This is a genomic window from Corynebacterium flavescens (assembly GCF_008693105.1).
GTDB classification, from domain to species: Bacteria; Actinomycetota; Actinomycetes; order Mycobacteriales; family Mycobacteriaceae; genus Corynebacterium; species Corynebacterium flavescens.
On record NZ_VXKK01000042.1, the window covers coordinates 148,395 to 172,370 of the forward strand.

25 protein-coding genes are annotated in these 23,976 nt (G+C 61.4%); 10 read left to right on the plus strand and 15 right to left on the minus strand.

Annotated elements, in window-relative coordinates:
• Positions 1-24 precede the first annotated feature (24 nt).
• Entirely contained in the window at positions 25-1,263 is a 1,239-nt protein-coding gene (locus tag F4V60_RS10870) for a glycosyltransferase 87 family protein (protein WP_075730595.1), read from the plus strand.
• Here F4V60_RS10870 and F4V60_RS10875 read toward each other — a convergent pair.
• From F4V60_RS10875 to F4V60_RS10900, 6 genes are all read right to left on the minus strand, one after another.
• Positions 1,260-1,490 (minus strand): hypothetical protein, encoded by a 231-nt coding sequence (locus F4V60_RS10875; protein ID WP_075730596.1) that lies wholly within the window; start codon positions 1,488-1,490, stop codon positions 1,260-1,262. The genes F4V60_RS10870 and F4V60_RS10875 overlap by 4 nt on opposite strands.
• Positions 1,491-1,565: 75 nt before the next feature.
• Positions 1,566-1,733: an ABC transporter ATP-binding protein gene (locus tag F4V60_RS13020; RefSeq protein ID WP_084559208.1), complete on the minus strand. Its 168-nt coding sequence runs from the start codon at positions 1,731-1,733 to the stop codon at positions 1,566-1,568.
• Positions 1,730-2,758 carry a FecCD family ABC transporter permease gene (locus tag F4V60_RS10885; protein ID WP_075730597.1) on the minus strand — a complete coding sequence of 343 codons (1,029 nt, stop codon included), beginning with the start codon at positions 2,756-2,758 and terminating at the stop codon, positions 1,730-1,732. Before F4V60_RS10885 ends, F4V60_RS13020 begins: the two co-directional genes overlap by 4 nt.
• A complete protein-coding gene (locus F4V60_RS10890) occupies positions 2,758-3,333 on the minus strand; it encodes an ABC transporter substrate-binding protein (RefSeq protein WP_232315928.1) in 576 nt (191 codons plus the stop codon). Before F4V60_RS10890 ends, F4V60_RS10885 begins: the two co-directional genes overlap by 1 nt.
• Positions 3,326-3,706 carry a hypothetical protein gene (locus F4V60_RS10895; protein ID WP_075730599.1) on the minus strand — a complete coding sequence of 127 codons (381 nt, stop codon included), beginning with the start codon at positions 3,704-3,706 and terminating at the stop codon, positions 3,326-3,328. Before F4V60_RS10895 ends, F4V60_RS10890 begins: the two co-directional genes overlap by 8 nt.
• A 22-nt stretch (positions 3,707-3,728) precedes the next feature.
• The gene (locus F4V60_RS10900; RefSeq protein WP_075730600.1) at positions 3,729-4,085 is read right to left on the minus strand and encodes a cupin domain-containing protein; all 357 of its coding nucleotides are present in this window, start codon (positions 4,083-4,085) and stop codon (positions 3,729-3,731) included.
• Positions 4,086-4,217: 132 nt separating this feature from the next.
• Here F4V60_RS10900 and F4V60_RS10905 point away from each other — a divergent pair, with 132 nt between their 5' ends.
• The gene (locus F4V60_RS10905; protein WP_084559210.1) at positions 4,218-4,973 is read left to right on the plus strand and encodes a Crp/Fnr family transcriptional regulator; all 756 of its coding nucleotides are present in this window, start codon (positions 4,218-4,220) and stop codon (positions 4,971-4,973) included.
• On the opposite strand, the gene F4V60_RS10910 is transcribed toward F4V60_RS10905, so the two are convergent.
• Genes F4V60_RS10910 through F4V60_RS10920 form a run of 3 tightly spaced genes read right to left on the minus strand, consistent with a single transcriptional unit; the run spans position 4,970 to position 7,137 of the window.
• Positions 4,970-6,139 (minus strand): glutamate--cysteine ligase, encoded by a 1,170-nt coding sequence (locus tag F4V60_RS10910; protein WP_141255864.1) that lies wholly within the window; start codon positions 6,137-6,139, stop codon positions 4,970-4,972. The genes F4V60_RS10905 and F4V60_RS10910 overlap by 4 nt on opposite strands.
• Positions 6,140-6,197: 58 nt before the next feature.
• Entirely contained in the window at positions 6,198-6,866 is a 669-nt protein-coding gene (locus F4V60_RS10915; protein ID WP_141255862.1) for a LytR C-terminal domain-containing protein, read from the minus strand.
• A gap of 10 nt (positions 6,867-6,876) precedes the next feature.
• Complete coding sequence (locus F4V60_RS10920; RefSeq protein ID WP_075730603.1) at positions 6,877-7,137, minus strand: DUF3263 domain-containing protein; 261 nt, start codon at positions 7,135-7,137, stop codon at positions 6,877-6,879.
• A 16-nt stretch (positions 7,138-7,153) separates the two neighbouring features.
• Between F4V60_RS10920 and F4V60_RS10925 the strand changes: the two genes are divergently transcribed.
• The 4 genes from F4V60_RS10925 to F4V60_RS10940 are packed head-to-tail and all read left to right on the plus strand — an operon-like array spanning position 7,154 to position 11,117.
• On the plus strand, positions 7,154-7,789 hold the full coding sequence (locus tag F4V60_RS10925) for a peptide deformylase (protein WP_075731331.1): 636 nt from the start codon (positions 7,154-7,156) through the stop codon (positions 7,787-7,789).
• 16 nt (positions 7,790-7,805) lie between these two features.
• Positions 7,806-8,792 carry an N-acetylglutamate synthase, CG3035 family gene (locus F4V60_RS10930; protein WP_075730604.1) on the plus strand — a complete coding sequence of 329 codons (987 nt, stop codon included), beginning with the start codon at positions 7,806-7,808 and terminating at the stop codon, positions 8,790-8,792.
• A gap of 28 nt (positions 8,793-8,820) precedes the next feature.
• Positions 8,821-9,630: an exodeoxyribonuclease III gene (locus F4V60_RS10935; protein WP_075730605.1), complete on the plus strand. Its 810-nt coding sequence runs from the start codon at positions 8,821-8,823 to the stop codon at positions 9,628-9,630.
• 23 nt (positions 9,631-9,653) lie between these two features.
• Positions 9,654-11,117, plus strand: coding sequence for a phospholipase D-like domain-containing protein (locus tag F4V60_RS10940; protein WP_075730606.1), 1,464 nt, complete (start codon positions 9,654-9,656; stop codon positions 11,115-11,117).
• A gap of 11 nt (positions 11,118-11,128) precedes the next feature.
• Here the strand turns inward: F4V60_RS10940 and F4V60_RS10945 are convergent, their stop codons facing one another.
• Genes F4V60_RS10945 through F4V60_RS10960 form a run of 4 tightly spaced genes read right to left on the minus strand, consistent with a single transcriptional unit; the run spans position 11,129 to position 14,571 of the window.
• On the minus strand, positions 11,129-12,301 hold the full coding sequence (locus tag F4V60_RS10945; RefSeq protein ID WP_075730607.1) for a multidrug effflux MFS transporter: 1,173 nt from the start codon (positions 12,299-12,301) through the stop codon (positions 11,129-11,131).
• Entirely contained in the window at positions 12,298-13,071 is a 774-nt protein-coding gene (locus F4V60_RS10950) for an ABC transporter permease (RefSeq protein ID WP_249041629.1), read from the minus strand. The genes F4V60_RS10945 and F4V60_RS10950 overlap by 4 nt, the downstream gene beginning before the upstream one ends.
• Positions 13,072-14,046, minus strand: a complete 975-nt coding sequence (locus tag F4V60_RS10955; protein WP_075730609.1) for an ABC transporter ATP-binding protein — start codon at positions 14,044-14,046, stop codon at positions 13,072-13,074.
• A 30-nt stretch (positions 14,047-14,076) separates the two neighbouring features.
• Positions 14,077-14,571 (minus strand): NUDIX domain-containing protein, encoded by a 495-nt coding sequence (locus F4V60_RS10960; RefSeq protein WP_075730610.1) that lies wholly within the window; start codon positions 14,569-14,571, stop codon positions 14,077-14,079.
• Positions 14,572-14,760: 189 nt separating this feature from the next.
• Here F4V60_RS10960 and F4V60_RS10965 point away from each other — a divergent pair, with 189 nt between their 5' ends.
• From F4V60_RS10965 to F4V60_RS10975, 3 genes are read left to right on the plus strand one after another with little or no spacing between them, the layout of a single operon-like run.
• Positions 14,761-16,206, plus strand: coding sequence for a hypothetical protein (locus tag F4V60_RS10965; protein WP_075730611.1), 1,446 nt, complete (start codon positions 14,761-14,763; stop codon positions 16,204-16,206).
• A complete protein-coding gene (locus F4V60_RS10970; protein ID WP_075730612.1) occupies positions 16,206-17,270 on the plus strand; it encodes a glutamate ABC transporter substrate-binding protein in 1,065 nt (354 codons plus the stop codon). Before F4V60_RS10965 ends, F4V60_RS10970 begins: the two co-directional genes overlap by 1 nt.
• On the plus strand, positions 17,271-19,721 hold the full coding sequence (locus tag F4V60_RS10975; RefSeq protein WP_075730613.1) for a serine/threonine protein kinase: 2,451 nt from the start codon (positions 17,271-17,273) through the stop codon (positions 19,719-19,721). It begins immediately after the preceding gene.
• A 22-nt stretch (positions 19,722-19,743) separates the two neighbouring features.
• Here the strand turns inward: F4V60_RS10975 and F4V60_RS10980 are convergent, their stop codons facing one another.
• A complete protein-coding gene (locus tag F4V60_RS10980) occupies positions 19,744-20,967 on the minus strand; it encodes an acetate kinase (RefSeq protein WP_075730614.1) in 1,224 nt (407 codons plus the stop codon).
• Positions 20,968-22,326, minus strand: coding sequence for a phosphate acetyltransferase (gene pta, locus F4V60_RS10985; protein ID WP_075730615.1), 1,359 nt, complete (start codon positions 22,324-22,326; stop codon positions 20,968-20,970).
• A gap of 246 nt (positions 22,327-22,572) precedes the next feature.
• Here pta and F4V60_RS10990 point away from each other — a divergent pair, with 246 nt between their 5' ends.
• Positions 22,573-23,934: an FAD-dependent oxidoreductase gene (locus tag F4V60_RS10990; RefSeq protein ID WP_075730616.1), complete on the plus strand. Its 1,362-nt coding sequence runs from the start codon at positions 22,573-22,575 to the stop codon at positions 23,932-23,934.
• The last annotated feature ends 42 nt before the right edge of the window (positions 23,935-23,976 follow it).

Below are 23,976 nucleotides of genomic sequence, written 5' to 3' on the forward strand. Positions count from 1 at the left end.
GTCCTGAGAACCTGAGAGGCAAAAGTGAAAAAGCTCTACGGCACTCCTACCCTTGTGATACTTCTGAGCGCCTTGGTCGCTGTAGTGTTTTATCGCTTCACAATCTACAGCGGTAACTACAACGCCATGGCGTGGATAGTCCCCTTCGACCTGAGCATCTACCGCCTTGCTGGCCAGGACGTTGCACACGGCGGCCTGCTTTATGACGGGCCGTATATAGACAATTTCCCGTTTACTTACCCGCCTTTTGCCGCCGTGATCTTCGAGCAGATGGCCAGCTGGTCCGATAACCTCATCATCAGCGTCTGGCAGGGCGGAATCTTTGTCTGCCTGCTCATCATCATCCTCATGATCTTCCGGGAGCGTGGGCTGCGCCTGTCGCCGCTGGCAATCCTCGTGGCGATCCTGCTGACCGCAGCCACTCCTGCCAACGAGCCCATCCACGGAACCTTGTTCTACGGCCAGATCAACGTCCTGCTCATGCTTCTCGTGGCCCTCGATATTTTGCCGCACAAGTGGCGTCTGCCGGGCATCGGCATCGGTCTAGCTGCGGGCCTCAAACTCACCCCGGCATACATGGGCTTGGTCTTGCTCTTCCAGCGGCGCTGGTGGGCAGCCGGAATCTCCGTCCTTACCTTCATCGTCACCGTCGTCCTCGGCTTCCTCTTCATCCCGGATGCCAAGGTCTTTTGGACCGATGCCATGTTCAACTCCTCGCGCGTGGGCGACCACGACAATACTGGTGCGAAGTCTCTGCGCTCGCTTATGTACCGCGTCTGGGGCATCGACGGCGGCTGGAAGTGGCTCCTCGCCGTGCTCGTGGTCTTCATCTTGACCTGCCTGGCGCTGCGCACCGCATATAAGCTCCGCAACAACTCCGCGGCACTGACCGTTGCCGGTCTCAGCTCCTGCTTGGTCTCACCCTTTGCCTGGTATCACCACTTTGTGTGGACGATTCCCCTGGGCATCGTCGTCTTCATCGCCGTCAACCAGGCCGTGGGTGACCGCCTGCACTCGGTGTGGGGCGCGCAGTTAGCAGGGCTCCTGTCATTCGCGGCCCTCATCCTCATCCAGCTACCTTTCGTATCAGCGCCTGTCTGGGAGCAGCTCTCCTCCCGCGGCCTCGACTCGACCACGTTCTTGCATCCGTGGCTCTCCACGATCTTCACGGCAACCTGTCTGGTGGCCATCGCCGTGTACGCGGCCTGGGGTTTTATTCCCCGCAAGGCCGCCGCGAAGAGCTCGGTTCCCGCTGCTAGCTAGAACCGCTCAGGGGGAGCTTCTTCCCGAACATTCATGAGAATGACCGCCGGGTAGCTGCGTCCCCCGACCTCAACGTCAGCGATGTGGAGCTGCACATCGAAAGCCGCGCCCAGGGTTTCCGGCGTGAGAACCCTGTCTCGGAGCCCAAACACCGGCGGCTGCTGGCCGCGCAGAATCATGGAATAGTCTGCCACTCGCAGTGCATGGGCCGGGTAGTGGGTATTCATCACCACCAAGAATCCTTGCTCATAAGCGAGCTGCTCCAATCAGCTCGTCGTCCTGAACGTATTGGAGCAGCTCGCTTATGACCAAGGAATCAGGCCCAGCATGCACCTGAGGAAAGTGGTTTTCCCAACGCCGTTGGGGCCGAGAACCGCCACGATGTGGCCTCCCTCGAGCGTCACATTGATGCCCCGAAGGATAGGCGCCTGGCCGGGATAGGAGAAGGTTGCGTTGCGGATTTCTATCATGCCCACCCACCGCCTGTACGCCGCAGCAGGTAGATGAAGAATGGTGCGCCGATAATAGCCGTGAGCACAGAAATTGGGATTTCGGACTCCATCGAGGAACGTGCCAGAGTATCAATCACTACGAGGAAGATGGCTCCCAAGACGGTTCCCACTGGGACAACGAAGCGATTATTGTTACCGCAGATCATCCGAGCGCAGTGCGGAATGAGCAAACCTACCCACCCAACCTGGCCGCACATCGATACGACAGCCGCCGTGATGAGGGTGGCAGCCACAATGATGATGCCGCGAGCACGCGGGACATTCATTCCTGCTGCACGAGCTTCATCGTCCCCCAGGGCCAGGATGTTAAGGCGCCATCTCATTAAAAAGATCACCGCTGAACCCACCACGATGAATGGCGCACCTAGCGCCAGCGTGCGCATACTCGCCCCAGAAAGACTCCCCATCAACCAATAGGTGATTTGGGGAAGCTTGTTGTTTGGATCAGCCGTGTACTTCAGGATTGACATGATTGCGCTTGCTAAGGCGCCGACCATGACGCCGGAGAGTATCAACATGACCACACTCGTTCCTCCGCGCTTGTTCCGCGCAATGAGCGTGGTGACCACGACCGTTACTATCCCGGCGACGAAAGAAAGAAGCTGTACACCCACCAGGGAGAAATTCAGAATGAGCGCTGAGACCGCGCCTACCGATGTCCCGGCCGTCACGCCCAGCGTATCGGGGGTGGCCAAAGGGTTCCCAAAGATGCCCTGAAAGGCCGTGCCGGCGCTTGCCAGTCCTGCTCCTGCGAGTGCTGCGAGCAGGAATCTGGGCAAGCGGAGGTTAAACACGACGGAGTCGACCGGTTCGCCGAAGCTCAAGCCATAGAGGCGATACCACGCGGCGTTATAGATGTCGCCGATGGTGAGCGTGTACCTGCCTAGCATGAGGCTGAGAACCATGACGAGCCCGAGGCCGACAATCAAGGCGATGATTGCTGACCACCGTAGTCTCCCCTCCTTAAGAACGAGCCGGGTCATTATGACGTGGAGCCCCGCAGGATGTCCTGAGCTTGATCGTCCGAAAGATCGAAGTTGTAGATCTTCTTGTAATACTCCTTGACCTGCTTGACCAGATCCACGTCTGAGAACTCATCGGGATAGAGGGTCTTGCCGAGCCAGTTCGCAACCAAAGGAGCATCAGGATTTGGGATAAACCAGCTCCACATGCCCAGCTCATTGGAGTAGACCTGCTTGTCCTTGACCGCGCGCAGGCCGCTGAGATCGAGGCCTTCGGCTGAGTTATTAAGCACCTGGTCCACCGTCAGATTTGCCTGCCCGGCCCCGCCAATGAGTACCGCGTCAGGATCCCAAGCCAGTATCTGCTCAGCATTGACGGGAGCCAGCCCCTGACTAGTGCCTTCGGCCGCGTTCTTAGCATTGGCTGTCTGCAACCAGTAGTAGCCAAAGAAGGGGGTATCCCCCGCCACTCGGGCGGTGCCATTGCTGTAGTTGAAGATGATAAGCGCACGCTTGCGTTCCGCCTCACTGACCTGGGAGCTTCGCTGCTTGGCGTCGTCGATAAGCTGGCGGCCATAGGCAATCTTTTCATCCATCTTGCCGGGCTCCTGGAATACCTGCTCCAGCAACCGCAGCCAGTCGGCGTAGACTCACGACCGTATCTTTGAGCGCGCCGACCACAGACTGCGACATACCAATTAGTTTCGGTGCCTTACCGTCGTTGTATGCCAAGTAGGTGGAAGCGATGGGGATTTCATCAACCGCGATGCGCTCGATATTCGCCGGTATCTCCACGGAATTGCCCGCGTGATCGGTGATCGTGACCGTCTTATCCGAGGTGGCGCCAGGCGCTGCAGACGAAGCCTGAGGGCTTCCATCAGTGGAGCTATTGGGGGCAGAGCAACCGCCCAAGACCAATCCGACTGTGGTGATGGCGGCGAGGCTGGCCGCTAGAATTGCCTTCTTCATGTGAGTTCTTTTCATTCCGGTTCTACTTGAGGAAGGTGACAATGACATGGGAGGGTTCTACTGAATGGACGGAATGGGGTACGCCAGCGCCGAGGTGGAGCACTGAGCCGCTACTCAGGCGATGCACAACTCCACCGGCGTGGAACTCCACCGCTCCCTGCGCTATCTGGACAACAATAGGAACTGGCGCGGAATGCTCGGGGAGCTCTATGCCCGCATCAAAGGCAACGTGAGTTACGCCCAGCTTGTCGGAGTCATAGATGCGCTTGGGAGAGTAGCCCCCTGCTGGTGCGGGGTTGTTCTTCTCCAGATCACCAACGCCGGTGGAAAGAGGCAAACCGGTTTCCAATGTAAAGATGCCTTCATCGAGGGAGGACATGCGTGCCTTTCTTGATAGATGAGTATTTTTGCCACTTCAGCCCTGGCGGACTCCTGTGGCTCACACCCGCACAGTTGAAAGACCATTTAAGTTAGCCTATCCTTTGCATTTATCCAAGGTGCAGGAATCATTATGGCGCACGCCCGTCCGTCCAATGGTTGCCCAAGCAACAAAGCGGAAGGAGAACCTTTGACTGCCTTAGCGCACAAGAATCCCCCCATCACCGGATCAATGAAGTTTGAAGGACTTCACTCCGACGTCTTCGTCGGCTTCAGTTCGCCCGAACTGCTGAGAATCAGTCGCTGCCTGGGAATACGGGAAAATAGGGTGCAACGCGGCGACGTGCTGAGCAGGGAGGGCGAATCGCTGTCCCACATCGGAATCGTCTTGGAGGGCACCCTGTTTTCCAAGAGCAAGAGCATCGAGGGCTCGACCCATCTGACGGAAATCATCAATCCTGGACAAGTATTCGGGGAGGACTTGTTGTGGGATCGCAAGCAGCGTACTCATCGCACGGTGCCGGCTTCTACTTCCGCCACTGTTTTATTACTGGGCATGAAGCGCATTTACGATCCAGACGGGCCGCTCTGCGATCTCCGTTTGCGCATGGTGGAAAATCTCTTCAAAGTGGTCAATGAAAAGAACCGAAGGCTTGAGCTGAACCTGCGCATGATGCTGCGCAAATCTTTGCGCGAAAGGCTCACCTTGTTCTTGAAAGATCAGTCTGCCCAGCAGCAGTCGCCGATGTTCACCATCCCCCTGAGGAGGAACGAGCTAGCCGAGCACCTCAATGTCGATCGAACGGCGCTCTCTCGAGAGCTATCTAAGATGAAAAGCGATCACTTGATTGACTATCACCGCAACAGCTTCCGCCTCCTAGAGCCTTAAGAATCTTTATCCCCCATCTGCGGGGATGACTCTAGCGGCAGGAGGGTGTCCATTTCACGCGAGGTACGCGCGACCACTTCGCGCCAGCTCCCAGTCTCGTTGTAGCACGCACGCTGGCGCTCGTAGCCTGCTCCGCCTGCGATGATCTCGCGGACGAGCTGCAGCTCATCGGCGCAGCCCAGCTCGCGGGAGAGGGGCTCGAGCTCGACGAGGAGATCCTCGAGTTCTTCCGTGATCCAGCGCTCGTCGGTCTCCCGGGAGGTAATGACGAGCGCTTCCATGCCATAGCGCGCGGCGCGCCACTTGTTCTCGGCAACGTGCCAAGGCTGGAGGATGGGCAGGGTTTCGCCGCGATCGATCATGCGGTCGTAGTAGACCACGAGGCAGTGGGTCAGGGCCACGATGGCGGAGAGCTCGCGGAGGTTGGAGGCGGCATCGGAAATGCGGACCTCAATCGTGCCCCACTTGGAGGCGGGACGGATATCGAAGTGCATGGAACCGGTGTGGTTGATAACGCCAGATATGGCCTGGTCCCGGATATAGGACTGCCACTGCGCCCAGTTCTCAAATTGATAGGGAAGCCCGGCCGTGGGCAGCTGCTGGTAGAGCATGGTGCGGTTGGAGGCATAGCCTGTATCGAGGCCCTCCCAGCCAGGCGAGCAGGCGGAGATGGCCAGCAAGTGCGGGTACTTCGTCATCAGCGCGTTGATGATGGGCCAGACGCGGTCCTCGTGGCTGATGCCGACGTGAACGTGGGTGCCCCACAGCAACATCTGCTTGCCCCAATACTGGGTGCGGTTGATGATCTCCGAGTAGCTGGCCTTATCGGAGACGGGGTTCTTCCGAAAGTCCGTGAAGGGATGCCCGCCGGAGGACCACAGGCGCACGCCCATTTCCTCGGCGGCGGCACGCACGGGCGCAAGGGAGGAAGAGAGATCCGCTATTGCCTCCGGGACGGTATGACAAATGCCTGTGACGAGCTCGACCGTGTTCTGCAGGAACTCTTTCTCCAGGTGCGATTCCGGGGAGGCGGCATTGACCTTTTCAATGAGCTCAGCGCCGCGCGGCACGAGGTCCCAGGTCTGCGGATCGACGAGAGCGATTTCCCACTCCACGCCAAGGGTGTGCTCGGGCGAGCGCGCGAACTTTTCTTCCGGAATCTTCACCCAGCCAGTCTAACGCTCGTGTGCGTTCGCCATCTGACTTTTATTTATTCTCCTGCGCCTAGGCCTGCGGGATGGCTAGCGCAACGATGATGCCGTTGTCAGCGGTGGCCTCGGAGGGGAACTTTCCTTCGATGGGGGCGACATCGGCCTGATAGACCGCCGCCACCTCACGGGCGAGGGACTCTGCGGCGCCGTCGCCGCTGGGGAAGAAGACCGTGGTCTTGGGCACCGTGCGGAGATCACCCGGCAGGTTGCCCACGTAGCCGATGTTAAAACCGTCGCCCTTGAGGCGATCGGCCTCGACGTTGGCCTTGCCCGCCTCGCCACTGTTGTTGAGTACGGCGACCTTGATGTCCTTGGGGTCACGCTCGGCGTTTCCGTTGCCCGGCGCGGCAGCCGGCGCCTGCTCCTCTGCTACGGGAGCTTCCTCGGCGGGGCGGGAATCGCCGGCGGCGTCTTTGGACTCCTCGCTCGGGCCTGCCTGCCCAGAGGGTGTGGCCGCAGCGCTTCCCTCTACGGGGGCGCTCATGGTGGCATCCGGGCTGGCGGAGGAGGATTCTTTATCGAAACTGCCGTAGCTTAGGGAGTACAAGCCCCACAGACCAAGCATGACGGCGACGGCGATGAGCACCATGGCCACGCCACGCAGGGGCATTCCCGCGGCGGCCTTCTCGGGGGCGGCGTGGGCGCCCGTTTCTGCAGACTTTTCCGGATTCACATTAGTCACATTGGTAACTTTAGCGCTCAGGTTCCCCATTGTTGCGCGCGGCGCGCCGCGTGTCCTCGCGTTTATCACGCACACGACGCAGGCGAGCAATGAGAGTTGGATAGGCCTGCGCGGCAGCAGGGACATCGACAAGCACGTTAAGGCGCTGATGATAACGCACGGGAGAAATCTTGAGGCGCGCCCTAATGGCTTCTTCCTTGCGTCCCTGGCCGCGCGGGGCATGTGACTCGAACTCCAAAATGGCCGCGTCTAGGTCTGACAGGGTGCTCATGCCTAAACTGTATGCCATGACTATTCGCCCCATCGTTATCCACGGCGACCCGGTACTCCACCACCCCACGGAGCCAGTGACCGAGCCGATTGATTCCCCCGAGCTCCAGACGCTCATCGCCGACATGTACGAGACCATGGACGTGGCCAATGGCGTGGGCCTAGCGGCCAACCAAGTAGGCGTGAGCAAGCGCCTCTTTGTCTACCACTGCCCCGACACCGACGGGCCCAATGGCACCGAGAAGCCGGATGGTGGCATGCGCAAGGGATGCGTCATCAACCCTGTGCTGGAGACCTCCGAAATCCCCGAGACCATGCCTTCCGACGACGGCTCCGAGGACGAGGGCTGCCTCTCCGTCCCCGGCGAGGGATTCCCCACCGGCCGCGCCGACTGGGCACGAGTGACCGGCAAGAACGAGCACGGCGAGGACATCACCGTGGAGGGCTACGGCTTCTTCGCGCGCATGCTCCAGCACGAGACGGGGCACCTCGACGGATACGTCTACACCGATACCCTTATCGGGCGCTACAAGCGCCAGGCTAAGAAGGCCATCAAACGCAACGGCTGGACCGAGCCGGGGTTAACGTGGATGCCCGGCGAAGAAGCCGATCCTTTCGGCCACGACGAGTACCCTTTCGAAGCCGAACACTAGGGACGGCGAGAAGCACATGAGCCATATTTTCCGCTCGGACGAGGTCAGCGTTGGTGACCGCGTCGTAGCGCGGCGCCAGATTGACGGCAGCTATAGCGACGTCCTCGGGCACGTCGTGGAGCTCAATCCCCTGCGCATTCGCCCCCAGGAGGTGGGAGGTTTTCCCTCCTCCCTGCCCGCGGTGGAGATCCCGCAATCGCAGCTGAAGATCATCAAGAAGCTCTCGCCGCGCACGATTCGCAACTCCGACATCCGCGCCATCGAGGTCGCCACCGCGGCCGCCTTCCCCGGTAAGGAACACACCTGGACCGCCGACGGGCAGTGGCTCATGCGCGCCGGCGACGGCGTCACTGGGCGCTCCAACTCCGCCGCGCCGCTGGGCCCCTCCGCGGGCTTCAATGCCATCCCCATCGATGAGATCGATGAGTTTTATGCGCGCCACGGACTACCCACGCGCCTGCTCTTGCCGGAGCGCCTGGGTAAGCCTGCCGAACGCCTGCTCGGCCCCGACTGGGAGCTCGAGCCGGAGATCCTCGTCATGACTCGCGAGCTGGACTCACTGGAGTCGGTTCCAGGAGCTGAACCCGATCCTGCCTTCGAGATTTCGGAGCAACCCGACAAGGACTGGCTCGACCTCTACCACTTCCGCGGCCAGGCTCTGCATCCTGCCGCGCTGGAGTATCTGCGTCACCGCATCGAGGGAACCCTCGGCTTCGGGCGCATCCGCATCGACGGGGAGACCGTGGCGATAACGCGCGGCACCCTGACGCGCTCCGGCGACGGCACCTGCTGGCTGGGGTACTCTGCCGTAGAAGTGGCCGCTGACTGGCGCCGCCGCGGGCTTGGCACGCGCTTGGGCGCGCAGATGCTGCGCTGGGGCAAGGACAACGGCGCGAAGCGCGCTTATCTCCAGGTACAGTCCCGCAACACGCCCGGAATTGCCCTCTATACCAAGCTGGGATTTGGCGAGCACCACCGTCACCTCTACGCCACGCGGCGATGACTCAATTGAACGCGGTAACCTGTAGCCTATGCGCATAGCCACCTGGAATATCAACTCCGTCCGCACCCGCGTCACACGTGCGGTGGATGTGTTGCACAGCCACGACCTCGACGTGCTGTGCCTACAGGAGACCAAAGTCGCCGACGATAAATTTCCCACCCAAGACTTCGTTGACGCCGGCTATCACGTGGCCTGCCACGGCCTCAACCAGTGGAATGGCGTGGCCATCATCTCCAGGGATCCGCTCAGCGATATTCAGACCTCCTTCCCCGAGCAGCCCGGCTTTGCCAAAGACCCGGACAAGCCCCAGAAGCTGGAGGCCCGCGCCCTCGGTGCCCGCATTCGCGGGGTGGAGATCTGGTCGCTCTACGTGCCCAATGGGCGCGAGATCACCGACCGCCACTACGACTATAAGCTGCAGTTTCTCTATTCCCTCTCGCGCTACGCCCATGCCCGTGCGCAATCCAAGCTGCTGCTGGTGGGGGATTTCAACATCGCCCCGCGCGATGAGGACGTATGGGACATGGAGGCCTTCCGCGGCAAGACGCACGTGACCGAGCCAGAACGCGCGGCCTTTCAGATGCTCGAGGAAGCCGGCCTCGAGGAGGTAACCCGCCGCTACACCGAGAAACAGCGCTATACCTACTTTGATTACAAGGGCATGCGCTTCCAAAAGAACGAGGGAATGCGCATCGACTTCCAGCTCGCCTCGGCGCCGCTGGCCCGCACGGTGCGCGGTGCCCAGGTAGACCTAGTTGAGCGCGCGGGCGATAAAACCTCCGATCACGCCCCACTCATCGCCGATTTCGATCTCCCCGACTTCGACTCGGTCCGTTAAAGCCAGGGCGAGGACTAAAAATTATGACTCTCAGCGTCGATCTCACCATCTGGCAACTGATCTTCTTGATCATCGATTACACGATAAAGATCATCGCCATCGGCGTGGTCCCAGAGGGCAGGCGCCCCTCGAGCTCCAGCGCCTGGCTGCTGGCCATTTTGCTGCTTCCCATCGTGGGTCTGCCGCTCTTCCTCCTCATGGGCTCGCCGTCTATCAACCGCCGGCGCCACCGCATTCAGCAAGAGGCCAATGAGCTCATCGAGGATGTCACGGCCAATACCCCGGATCACCCCTCCGGCAGGCTTTCCCCCGAGATAGAATCCGTCATTCGGCTCAACCGCACCCTGACGGGATACCCGGCACTTATCGGGCACAACCAGGGTCTTTATGCGGACTATGAATCCGCTATCGAGGCCATGGCGCAGGCCATCGACAAGGCAGAGCACTACGTGCTCATCGAGGTCTACATCCAGTCCTGGGATGAGACCACCGACAACTTCTATCAATCCCTCGCGCGCGCCACCGCCCGCGGAGTCAAGGTGAAACTGCTGCTCGATCAGATAGGCAGCATTAAGTATGACGGCTACTCCACCTTGGGCAAGCGCCTGAGCGCGATAGGCGTCGAATGGCACCTCACGCTGCCCATTCAGCTCCACAAGGCCCGTTTCCGCCGCCCCGACCTGCGCAATCACCGCAAGCTGCTCATCGTGGACGGGCACACGGGCTTCATCGGCTCAATGAACCTCATCAAACGCGAGTACCGCACCACCGACCGCTACTGGATCGACTACATGGTCAAGCTAACCGGGCCGGTGGTTACCTCGATGACGGGAATCTTTGCCGTGGATTGGTACATCGAATCCAACGAGACCTTAGAGCTCGAGGCGCTGGACTATGACGACGGCGAGGCCGCGGACGTCAACTACCTTCAGCTCATCCCCTCAGGTCCCGGCTATACCACCGAGCCCAACCTGCGCATGTTCAATTCCCTGGTGCACCACGCCAAGCGGCGCCTCGTGATGGTCTCGCCTTACTTCGTCCCCGATGAATCCCTCCTCGAGGCCGTGACCACCGCGTGCTATCGCGGCGTACGCGTAGAGCTCTACGTCTCCCGCAAGGCCGATCAATTCATGGTCAACCACGCCCAATCCTCCTACTACCAGGCGCTCCTGGAGGCAGGAATGCACATTTACCAATTCCCTGAGCCCTTTGTCCTGCATTCCAAGTTCGTCCTCACCGACCCGGATGATGAGGAGGGCGATCCACTGTGCATGTTTGGCTCGTCCAACATGGACATGCGCTCCTTCGGCCTGAATTACGAGTCCACCATGCTGGTGGCCAAGGGCGACCTCATCGCGCAGTTCAATGAGCTGGCCGGCAACTACCGCGCCGTGTGCCACGAACTCACCCTCGCGGAATGGAACGAGCGCGGATACTTCCGCCGCTACGTCGACAACGCCATGCGCCTGACCTCCGCGCTGCAGTAACTAGACCTTCATCACGCCTGCGGCAGCCTGCGGGTGGCAAAGGTGACGCCGACTAGGGCAATGGCGGTGCAGATGACCATGCCTACGCCCATGGTCATGAGCGCGTCACTGCCCAGTCCCATCAGCGGGCTGACCGCCCCGGCCAGGCAGGACTGCATGAACCCCATGATGGCGGTCACGGAGCCCGCCCGCTTACGCATGAGCCCGGTGGCCAAAGCGGTGGAATTGCCCATGATGAATCCGGTGGGAGCCACGGCGCAAAAGAGGATTCCTAGGATGAGCCACACGGGAGCGCCCGCGACAATCGACGCCGCCAGCGCCACCGTAGACACAAAAGCCGCAGCCACCCCAACACGCAACAGCGTGGCGGAAGAGTAGGTATCGAGGGCCTTGGCGTTGAGCAGGGTGGCGGCGAACAGGCCCAAGGAGTTGCAGGCAAAGACGAGCGAATAGCCCGCCGCGGAGAAGCCGAATTCTTCCTGCATGACGAAGGAAGATGCGGCGATGTAGCAAAACATCGAGCAGAAGCCGTAGGCCATGGTCACCACGAAGCCCCAGAAGCGCAGACTCTTGGCCACAGCCAGGTAGTTCCGCGCCACGGTGGACACGAGGTGATCGTGGGGACGCCCGCCCGCAGTCTCCGGAACCACGATGATAGCCAGGACAAACTGCAGCGCGTGGAGGGCGGCGAGCACCCAGAAGATTCCGCGCCAGCCCAAAGGCTGCGCCAGTACCCCACCGATAACTGGGGCGACTGCTGGGGCGATGCCCTGGAGAGCCATGAGCAAAGAGTAGGCCTTGGCCGCGGCCTTGCCGGCCAAGAGATCCGGTACCACCGCGCGCGCGAGAACCACGCAGGCTCCCCCGCCGAGCCCCTGCAGGGCCCGCGCGAATACAAGTACCTCAATGGAGGGCGCAAGGGCGGCGAGGACGGAGGCCGCCAGTGCGCAGCCGGCGCCTGCGATTAAGAGGCCTTTGCGCCCTATCGCATCACTTAGGGGGCCAATTACCAGCTGGCCCAGCCCCATCCCGATGAAGAAGCCGGTGAGGGTGAGCTGCACAAGGGCGCGGCTAGTGTCTAGATCCTCGACGATAGCGGGCAACACCGGCAGGTACATGTCGGTGGCAAAGGGCGCGGTGGCCGAAAGCAGGGCCAGGGTGCCAAGAAGCGGCAGCGGGATCATGCATCGCGCTTAATCAACAAGAATGCCCCCAGGATCCATAGCGCCAAGGACCAGCAGAAGAAGACCACGCCGGAGCCCGTGGCCGAATCCCACCAAGCATATTGGGAGGGCTCCATGTCTGCTAACCAATTGTTAAAAGCGGTAAAAGGCATGAAGTCAATGATCCGCTCGCCCACCTTCGGGATGAGCTGCACAAAGGAATCGATGCCCAGGTAAAGGATCAGGCTGATGGATACAGCGCCCGCCGTCTGGCGCAGCAGCAAGCCCACGCCCTGGCTAAACAGAACGAGAATCGCGGTAGCCAATGGGTAGAGCCACAGCAGGCGGCGACCCGCATCATCACTGAAAGGCTTGAAGCCATCCGCGAGATCCTCTGGCGCGAAGACGCTGGTGAGCAGGTAGGCACCAACTATGGCGACGAATACCAAGAAGGCTGCGAAGATCGCGTACAAGAAGTACTTGACCACAGCGACCATCCAGCGCCGCGGGTTGGCCATGTAGACAGTTGTCTGCACACCATAGCGATACTCGGTGGTTATCACCATGGTGGCCTGGATTATCAACACGGGAAGCCCCAGCATGAGCAGGACTGTGGTGGCGCTCTGCGGGCTGAGCAGGTTGAGCTCAGCCGCGCCCTCGACCTGTCCGCTCAGGGAGGCGTTAAGGATAGCCCAGCCCCAAGCAAAGAACAGGAATACGGCGGTGGTCCACCAGAAGGAACGCGTGGTGTGGAGCTTGGTCCACTCGGCCTTGACTGTATTAAGCAGCATTTACTTCTGCGCCTCCTGGTTAGTGGGCTCCTGGGTACTCTGCTCCGCGATGACCAGCGGAGTATTGCCGTGGTACTGCACGGAGTCTCCGGTCAACTGCATGAAGGCATCCTCGAGGGAGGCACGCTTGAGGCTGAGCTCATTGAGCGGTACTCCGGTGGAATAGGCCAGCTGGCCCACCGAGTCGGTGGTGCGATTCTTGATGACGAGGGTCGGCCGGCCTTCCTCGTCGGCGGCTTCCTGGAAGTCCACCGCCTCCTCGCGCAGGGCACCGGCAAATTCCTTGAGGTACTCCGAGCGCACAATGACTGAGGATTGGGAATGTTCTTTGACAAAGTCATAGGTGGATTGATTTGCCACTAGCTTGCCGCGGCCAATGACAACGAGGTGGTCAGCGGTCAGCGACATCTCTGAAAGCAGGTGCGAGGAGATCAACACCGTGCGACCCTCAGCGGCGAGGGCGCGTACGAGGGAGCGCACCCAGCGGATTCCCTCGGGGTCAAGGCCGTTGACGGGCTCATCAAGAATGAGAATCTCCGGATCCCCCAACAAAGCGCCGGCTAGGCCGAGGCGCTGGCCCATGCCGAGGGAGAATCCGCCGGCCTTCTTCCCGGCGACGTCACTCAGGCCCACGAGGTCAAGGACCTCATCAACGCGAGAGGTGCTGATGCCATTGGATTGAGCCATCCACTTTAGGTGGTTGGCGGCACTGCGGTTGGGGTGCACCGCCTTGGCGTCAAGGAGGGCTCCGACCACGCGTAGCGGGTGCTTGAGCTCGCTATAATGCTGCCCGTTGACCAACGATTGCCCCATCGTTGGCTCATCGAGGCCCAAAATCATGCGCATCGTGGTCGACTTGCCTGCACCATTGGGACCCAAGAAACCGGTGACTATACCTGGTTCCACCTTGAAGGTTAGATCATCGACAGCGCGGACAGACTTGTACTGCTTTGTCAGTCCCTCTACTTCAATCATAAAGACTAGAGTGCCATAAAAGTTGCGCCGCTATTGCTTAAGGTGTGCAAAACGCTGCCGCAGGTAGGGAAAGGCTTTCCGAAATGCCCCCAGCAGTGGCAGTTTTTCCACCTCGTCGAGCGCCACCCAACGCAGCTCCTCCGATTCCGCATTGGCAACGGTGGCAAGCCGCTCGCCGTGGAGCGTCTGCGCCAGCACCGTTGTATAAGTCCACTGCCCGGGCAACTGCGCCGCAGCAGGATAAGGGCCCGCCGTGACCTCTTCCCCCAGCACCGTTACGTCGCGCGCCTCGATAGCGCATTCCTCATGGGTCTCGCGCAATGCTGCCGCTACAGCAGGTTCCTCAAAATCACGGGCACCGCCAGGAATACCCCACGTGTGCCCGGCATTCGTCCACTTGGCCCGAAACTGCAGGAGCACCTCATCGCCCGCAACGAGGAAAAGCCCGGCCGCACCAAACTTCCCCCAGACCTTGATTCCGTCAGGCCCTGCCGCCCAACCATCACCGCTGCCCTGTGCTTTCATGGATGCCGCCTCACTGCCTGCGGCGGACGAATAACGGGAGGAAAGGCGCGACGCGTGAGCGGATTCAGGTGACTGGGATGTCATAGCGCCCATACTAACCTTTTGCGACGAGGCTCTCGACTCCGAGTCCTTAAGAAATAGGTGTGGCAATGGTGGCATCGTCCTCAGGTCGGGCGCTATTCTAAAGGAATGAAAGAGTCAGGAATGAAGGTGGCTGACGTGCATGATCTGCGCGTTCACCCGGCCGATCACTGGCTCGATGATCTCACGGAGCCAGCCACTCCGGCTTTCAATAACGTCACCCAGCTGGCAATGAATTCCTTCGCCGGCCCCGCCCGCCTGCTGCGGCGGCTCTATGGCTTCGCCTCGACTACTCCGGGCAAGCTTTTTACCGTCACGGTGATCCTCACCCTAGCTCTGGGCGCGGCAGGGATATCGATGTCTAATTCCTCCGCGGCACGCCACAGCGCGCTCGATGAGCTGCTGAGCACCACGGAACCCATGGCGAACTCTGCTCACCACCTCTATACCTCTCTGTCCCTGGCAGATACGGTGGCCACCACGGGGTTCGTCCAGGCAGGCGTGGAGTCCGCTGATAATCGCCAGCGCTACAACGAGGCCATCGATGCTGCCTCCGTCGCGGCCACCCAGGCCGTGCTCGGCACCAGCCCAGAGGATCAGCGGATCCGAGATCTCGTCACCTTTATCCAACGCGAGCTGCCGGTTTATACCGCCATGGTGGAGAAGGCACAATCTAATCACCGCGCCGGAAACTCGGTGGCTAGCTCCTATATGTCGAATGCCTCGAGCCTCATGCGCGAGCAGATCCTGCCCGCCGCGGCCGAGCTCTTTCAGCGCGCCTCCTACAAGGTCAACGAGCAGCAGCAAAGGCTGACCACCCCGCAATGGGTGCCGCTCTCCGGCCTCCTCGCAGCACTGTTTTTCCTCTTCATCGCGCAGTGGTGGCTGTGGCGGCTGACCAGGCGCAGATTCAATCGCGGCTTCCTGGCCGCCACCATCATGCTAATCATCGCCTTGTCCTGGGCAGGCGGCTCCAACCTCGCCACATGGGCGGCGGGCCACCAAGGCTTTGCCACCGCCTCACGGCCCTGGGATTCCCTCACCGCCTCGCGCATCGAGGCGCAGCAGACACGCACCTCGGAGACCCTGGCTCTGGTGCTGCGCTCCTCGCAGCAAGACATGCGCGTGCAGTTCCAAAGCACGGTGCATTCCATCAACTCCGCGCTCGGGGACTATGAAAACGCCCTGCGTGATGAGGATGTTCCCGCCTCTAACCCCGGGCTCATTCCACAGGCCCGCGCGGCAACGGAACGCTGGACCGACGCCCACGACCGCCTCATGGAGGCCCTCAGCGAGGGCGATTATGATCATGCACTCACCCTGGCCACGGATGCCACCCCGGGAAATAAGGAGGTCACCACCGCGCGAGCCTTCGCCGATACGGATACCGCCTTGGCCCAGCTCATCGCCGAGGCCCGCGTGTCCATGCGCTCCTACCTTGAGCAGGGCCTCAACGCCGTAACCACGGTGGCAACGGCCGTCTTGCTTCTCACCATCGCGGCTATCATCGCCGTCTGGCTGGGCATTCGTCCACGGCTGCAGGAGTACCTGTGATGAAGAAAAAGCTCTGCGCACTCCTCACGAGTGTCATCGCCCTTGCAACGTCCGGCTGTTCTTTCCTCCCCTCACGGAACACCCCGCCGGCCCCCCAAGAGCGGGTGGCCAACCTCCAGGTCAGACCGGGGCCTCCGCTGCCGGAGGGCTCGGTCCTGCGCTCGGCTGGCTCTCTTACTCCGCCTCGGACCAGCACGCAGGAGCTCGTTGGGTCTTATCGCCCTGATGACCGCAGCCCTGCGGAACGTGTACCGGACATCGTCAAGCGTGGGCGCGTCATCGTGGGAGTGGACCGTTCCAATAACCTGCTCAGCTACCGCGATACCGCCTCGGGTGAGGTGCGCGGCTTCGAGGTAGATATTGCCCACGAGATCGCGCGCGATATATTCGGTGACCCCAACCGGGTGGATTTCCGTTTCGTCGAATCCTCCGAGCGCACCCAAGCGCTCAATGAGGGGACGGTGGACCTCATCGTGCGCACCATGACCATTACCCCCGAGCGCGAGCGAGAGGTTTCTTTTTCCACCCCCTACCTCACCACGAATACCCGCACGCTGGTGCTGAGCAGCTCAGGGATTAACTCCATGGAAGATACCGCCGGTCGCACGCTATGCGCGGTGCAAGGCTCGACGGCCCTGGGCGCCATCGCCGAGCACGCGCCACGGGCGAACGTCCTAGAGACCGTCTCCTGGGGTGATTGCCTCATGGCGCTGCAGCTCAACCAGACCGACGGCATCGTTGTCGATGATACCGTCCTGTCTGGAATGCTGGCCCAAGACGCCTATACCTCCATCGTGGGCGAAAGCCTCAAGACGGAGAACTACGGCATTGCCATGCGGCGCAACAGTGAGAAGTATGACGCACGCCCGCTGGTGCGCCAGGTCAATTCCACCTTGGAGCGCATCCAAAGAGACGGCACCTGGAACCGGATTTATAACCAGTGGCTGGGCGCATACCTGCCCCAGCCCACGCTTCCCGCGCCGCGTTATATTGATGAAACCCCACAAGAACACGGTGACGAAGCTGCGAAGAAATCTGCCACTGACGCCCCGGAGGAGAACTAGATGACCAAAAACACCCAGTTTGGCTCCTTCAGCGAGGACGAGCTCGACCATCTCGAGCCGGAGGTCGATGATTCCCACACCCAGGCCGTCAAATATGATCCCTTCGCAGATGAGGATGAGGGTCCGGACACCGATGCCGTAGCCTATGATCCCTTCGCCAACGAGGAAGAAGGCCCGGACACCGACGCCGTGGCCTACGATCCGCTCGCGGATGAGCCCGGGGACTACGACGGCGACCCCGAAAACATCGCCGCCCTCATCGCGGACCTAGGTAACCTGCGTGACAGGCGGCGCCAGGAGGATCCCTCCAAGCGCTCGCGGCGCAAGGCGCTCGACACTTTCCGCGAACGCCGCACCGCGCAGCGCACCGACCGTGAGGTGGCCGATGGCATGGCCACGCTGCCCTTCGTTACCCCGCGCCCGGCCACGGAAGTGCTCATCGATCCGACGCAGAAGAAGGCGCCGGCACCGCAGCTTCAGCCAGGTGACATGGTGGCCGGTCAATACGAGATCCTCGGGGTCATCGCCCACGGCGGCATGGGCTGGATCTACCTGGCCAACGATCACTTTGTCTCCGGGCGAATGGTGGTGCTCAAGGGGCTGCAGTCCCAGAAGTCCGAGGATGAGAAGGACGCGGCCATCGCCGAGCGTGAGTTCTTGGCCGATATTACCCACCCCGGGATCGTGAAGATTTTCAACTTCATCGATGATCAGCGCGTACCCGGCGGCTTCATCGTCATGGAGTACGTGGGCGGGCCTTCCCTGCGCGAGCGCCGCAAGCAGCAGCCCGGCGAGCTCTTCCCCGTCGATACCGCCATTGCCTATATCCTCGAAATCCTCCCGGCGCTTGATTATCTCCACTCCCGCGGCGTGGTTTACAACGATCTCAAGCCCGATAACATCATCGTCACCGAGGACCAGGTCAAGCTCATTGACCTGGGGGCGGTCTCCGGAATCGGCGCCTTTGGCTACATCTACGGCACCAACGGTTTCCAGGCCCCCGAGGTGGCCACGCAGGGCCCCTCCATCGCCAGCGATGTCTACACTGTCGGGCGCACCTTGGCCGCCTTGACCCTGCACCTGCCCACCGAGGATGGCGCGTTCAAGCCGGGGATTCCTTCCCCCAGCGTGGAGCCGGAGCTGCGCCGCTACCTCTCCTTCTACCGCCTCCTGCTGCGCGCCACTGACCCCGACCCGGCGCGCCGCTTTTCCAGCCTCGATGAGATGCGCAATCAGCTCTTCGGGGTGTTGCGTGAGGTCATCGCCATCCGGGATGGCATCCAGCATCCCGCCCAGCACTCTTTCTTCTCCCCGCAGCGCACCACCTTCGGCACCAAGCACCTGGTGTTCCGCACCGATCAGCTTATCGACGGCATCGACCGCACCGTGCGCATCACCGCCCCCGAGGTGGTATCCGCGCTGCCCACACCCCTGCTCGATCGTGCGGATGTCGGCGCGGCACTCCTGCAAGGCGCCTCCTATACCGAGCCCCAGGAGGCCCTGGAAACGCTGCGTCAGGCCATGCAGACCCCCGAGTACGAGTCCTCGGCGGAGATTCCGCTCGGCGTCGTTCGCTCCATGATCGACCTCGGCTACACCGGGCAGGCGCGTGAGTGGCTTCTCTCCATCGAGGAGCAGCTCGGCCAGGACTGGCGCTATCAGTGGTACGCCGGGGTGGTGGAGCTATTGCACGATGATTTCCGCGATGCCCAGGTGCACTTTGCCAACGTCCTTGACCAGCTCCCAGGCGAGTCTGCTCCCAAGCTCGCGCTGGCCGCCATCAACGAGCTCATCTTGCAGCAGATGGGCTTTAATGAGACCTCACTCATCGAGCCCAGTCTCGCGCGCGCCTGTTCCAATCTGCGCACTACCCTCGCTGATCTCCCCGATCGCGTATTCATTGAGCACCCCGACATCTGGGATCACGTCACGGATAGCCCGGCACACCTGCGCTTTAATTCGATGAGGCTCTATGGCGTGGTGTGGGCGACCAATCCCACGACGGTCTCCTCCGCTTTCGGCCTCGCGCGTCAGCTCCGCGCCGAGCACGAGGTGGAGCTCGCCGTGGCAACGCTCGACAAGGTTCCCAACGCCTCGCGGCACCACCGCATGGCGCGGCTGACCACCATCGTGCAGTTTATTACGCAGGATCTGACCGAGTCGCGGATTCGGCGCGCGGCTAGGCGTCTGGAGGAGATCCCCCACAACGAGCCGCGCTTCTTGCAGGTCAAGGTGGCTGTCATCTCCGCGGGCTTGAGCTTCTTGCGCGAAAACAAGCTGAAAGAGGCCGCTTCCCCCAACGACCTCTTCGAGTTCCCTTTCACCCAGCGCGGCTTGCGCTATGGGCTTGCCGACGCCCTCCGGGCATTAGCCCGCCAAGCACCGTTCTCCCGCCACCGCTATGCCCTGGTTGACTTGGCCAACCAGGTACGCCCGATAACGTTGTTCTAACTGCTCCGGCTGCGGTTGCCGCTCAGTAGAGCCCAGCCTCTCGCGCGGATTCGGCAACGGCTGCGGACTTGCGGGCGATGGCCAGTTCCTCGTTGGTGGGGACGACGAATACCTTGACCGGGGAATCCGGGGTGGAAATCATGCGCGCTTCCTTCGAGCGCACCAGGTTGGCTTCCTTGTCGAACTTGATGCCGTACATCTCCAGGTTGAACAGCGCGTCCTGGCGGACCTCGGTGTCATTCTCACCCACGCCGGCGGTGAACGTGATGGCATCGACGCGGCCGAGGATGATCATGTACGCACCGATGAAGCGGCGCAGCTGGTGAATGTAGATGTTATAAGCCAGCCAGGCATCCTGGTCCTCGGCGCGAATCATCTCCCGCAGGACACGGAAGTCATTGACGCCGGAGATGCCCTTGACGCCGGACTGCTTGTTGAGCAGCGTGTCGATCTCATCGACCTTCATCCCTGCCTGGCGCACTAGGTGGAAGATGATGCCCGGATCGATGTCACCGGAACGGGTACCCATGGCCAGGCCGGCCAGCGGGGTAAGGCCCATCGAGGTATCTAGCGGCCGGCCGTGGCGGATGGCGGCCGCGGAGGCACCATTACCCAGGTGCAGGGTGATCTGGTTGACCTCATCCGGGTCCTTGTCTAGCAGCTGCGCGACTTTCTGCGAGATGAACTCGTGGGAGGTGCCGTGGAAGCCATAGCGCCGGATATCGTACTTGGAGGCCACCTCATTGTTGATGGCATAGAGTGCGGACGCCGGCGGAAGGGCGTGGAAGAAGCTGGTATCGAAGACGGCGATATGCGGAATATCCGGCAGGATGGCGCGGGCCACGCGGATGCCGTCCAGGTTGGCTGGGTTGTGCAAAGGCGCCAGCGGGATAAGGTCCTCGATCATGGCCTCGATTTCATCCACGATGAGCTGGGGCTCGGAGAATACGATGCCGCCGTGAACAACGCGGTGGCCCACGGCGATGAGATCCACATCCGTCGGCCCGACCTTGTTGGCCGCCATGATCTCGAAGGCGCGCTCAAGCCCGTAGGTGTGGTCTGGGATCTCGAGCTCCTCGCGGATCTCCTCCCCGCCACGCAGCGTGACGTTGATGGCGCCAGAGTGCTCGCCAATCTGCTCGACCAAACCGCTCACGAGAGGGGCATCGTTAGTGTGTCCGTGTGGATCGACAACCTGGAACTTGATGGAGGAAGAACCAGAGTTGAGAACTAGTACGTAGCTCATTTACTTTCCTCCTGCCTGAATGGCGGTAATAGCGACGGTGTTGATGATGTCCGGAACGGTGGCTCCACGAGAAAGATCGTTGACCGGCTTGTTCAGGCCCTGCAAGATGGGGCCGACTGCCAGCGCGCCACCGGTGCGCTGTGCGGTTTTATATCCAATGTTTCCGGCCTCGAGGTCGGGGAAGATGAAGACGTTAGCGCGTCCAGCCACGCTGGACTCCGGAGCCTTCTTTGCTGCGACGCCCGGGTCACAGGCGGCGTCGAACTGCAACGGACCATCGACCTTCATCTGCGGGTCTACCTTGTGGGCAGCCGCGACGGCCTCGACCGCGCGGTCGACGTCAGGGCCGGTGCCGGAGGTGCCGGTGGAATAAGACAGGATAGCCACGCGCGGGTCAATGCCGAATTGCGCGGCGGTATGCGCCGAGCTGGCGGCGATTTCTCCCAGCTGCTGAGCTGTGGGGTTAGGGTTGACGGCGCAATCGCCGAAGGCCCACAGGCGCCCGCGCATGACCATGAGGAAGATGGAGGATACCACGGAGGCACCCGGCGCGGTCTTGATGATCTGGAAGGAGGGTTTGATGGTGTGCGCGGTGGTGTGCGCGGCACCGGAGACCATGCCATCTGCCAGGCCCTTGTGCACCATCATGGTGGCGAAGTAAGAGATGTCCTGCATGGTTTCGCGGGCCTGCTCGAGGGTGACGCCCTTCTTCTTGCGCAGCTCGGCGAAGTCCGCGGCGAACTCCTCCGCCAGCGGGGAGGTGAGGTGATCGATGAGCTCTACTCCGGCGAGGGAGATGCCAAGCTTCTCGGCGCGCTCCTTAATTTCTTCCGGCTCACCCAGGATGGTCAGCTTGGCAACTCCGCCTTTGACCAGTTCCCCTGCCGCCTCCAGGATGCGGTCATCCTCACCTTCCGGCAGGACGATATGGGCACCGGCTGCGGTGGCCTGCTCCAAAAGCTGCTTCTGGAATACGGTGGGGCTCATAACCGGTTCCACGGCGGGCAGCGCGCTCAATGCAGCGGGCACCTCGCTCACGTCCGTGAATACTCCGGCCACGGTGGTTCCCAGCGAGGCTGCGTGCTCGGCATCGAGCTGGGCTGCGCGCGGCGAGTCGCCGGCAATGAGCACGAAAGGAACACCCAAGGAGGCGGCCACGTCAGCGTCGAAGTGAACGTCACCCACTCCCTGGATAACTACGGGCTGTGCGGGTACCTCGGTCAGCACCTCCGCGATGGAGGGGCTAAGCTCATCAAGACGAATAAAAGTAGCCCCCAATTGGGGGGCTAATCCGGAGATGTCGAGGCCTTGAAAGCCTCGACCATTAACGCTGATGAGCGCGGAACTTTGGGAAGACATGCGGAAACCTTTCTCTCGCCGCCATGTGACGGCGGTAATTCATGTGCTCGGGATCACCTTTGAGAGCGCATGGTGACGATCCCACTCTACTTGAAGCACCTGCCCGCTGCGGGTTGAAAATGGAACTCGTTTCTCACTTCTTCCATTAAGAGCATCTTTATGCAACGCAGGTCACACAGTTGATTTCATTCCGGTGCTCACGCGTAGAATATTCGAGGAAGTAACGTAGAAAGGATCCCCTTAGTAATGAATAGTCCCGTGCGCGTCGCCGTGGTCGGCTCCGGCCCGGCCGGCATTTACGCCTCCGATCTCCTGGTGAAATCAGACCTCGATGTCACCGTGGACCTCTTCGAGAAGATGCCAGCGCCTTTCGGCCTCATTCGCTACGGAGTGGCCCCCGATCACCCCCGCATCAAGGGAATCGTCGCCTCCCTACACAACGTCATGGAGAAGGAAGAGATTCGCTTCCTAGGAAATATTGAGATCGGCCGCGATCTCACCGTCGACGAGATGCATGATTATTATGACGCCATCATCTTCGCCACCGGCGCCACCGCCGATCAGCCCCTGGGCATTCCGGGCGAGGATCTCAAGGGTAACCACGGCGCCGGCGAGTTCGTCGGCTTCTACGACGGCAACCCCGACTTCGAGCGTGACTGGGATCTTTCCGCCGAATCGGTCGCCGTCGTTGGCGTAGGCAACGTCTCCCTCGACGTCTCTCGCATCCTGGCCAAGACGGCGGACGAGCTCCTCGTCACCGAAATCCCGGACAATGTCTACGCTGCGCTGCAGAAGAACCGCGCCAAGGAGATCCACGTCTTTGGGCGCCGCGGCCCGGCACAGGCCAAGTACACCCCCAAGGAGCTCAAGGAGCTCGATGAGTCCCCCACCATCGAGGTTATCGTCGCCCCCGAGGACATCGAGTACGATGCCGCCTCGGAAGACGCTCGCCGCTCCGCCAAGTCCGTGGATCTGGTGTGCCAGACCCTCGAGTCCTATGCCATGCGTGAGCCTGGCTCGGCCCCGCACAAGCTCTACATTCACTTCTTTGAGTCGCCGGTAGAGATTCTGGGGGAGGACGGCCAGGTCGCCGCCATCAAGACCGAGCGCACCGAGCTCAATGGGGACGGCACCGTCACCGGCACCGGCAAGTTCACCGTCTGGCCGGTGCAGGCCGTCTACCGTGCCGTGGGTTATCACCCGCAGGACGTCACAGGCGTCCCCTTCGACGAGAAGCGCGCCACCATGCCCAATGACGGCGGGCACGTGCTCAGCGGCGTTAATGGCTCCAAGCTACCCGGCCTCTACACCACCGGATGGATCAAGCGCGGCCCGGTCGGGCTCATTGGCAACACCAAGTCTGATGCCAAGGACACCACGAACATGCTCATCGCGGACTATAAGTCCGGCGAGCTCGCCCCCGCCTCCAAGCGCGATCCCCAAGACATTCTCGATCTCCTGGAGTCGCGTTCTATCCCCGTGACCACATGGGAGGGATGGCACCGCCTCGACGCCGCGGAGCAAGCCGCGGGCCGCGCCCATGATCGTCAGCGCATCAAGATCGTCGAGTGGGATGAAATGGTGCGCCACGCTGGGCCGCAGAACTAGCCCCACAACGCGAGAGCAATTCTGGTGAGCCGAGTCACCGCT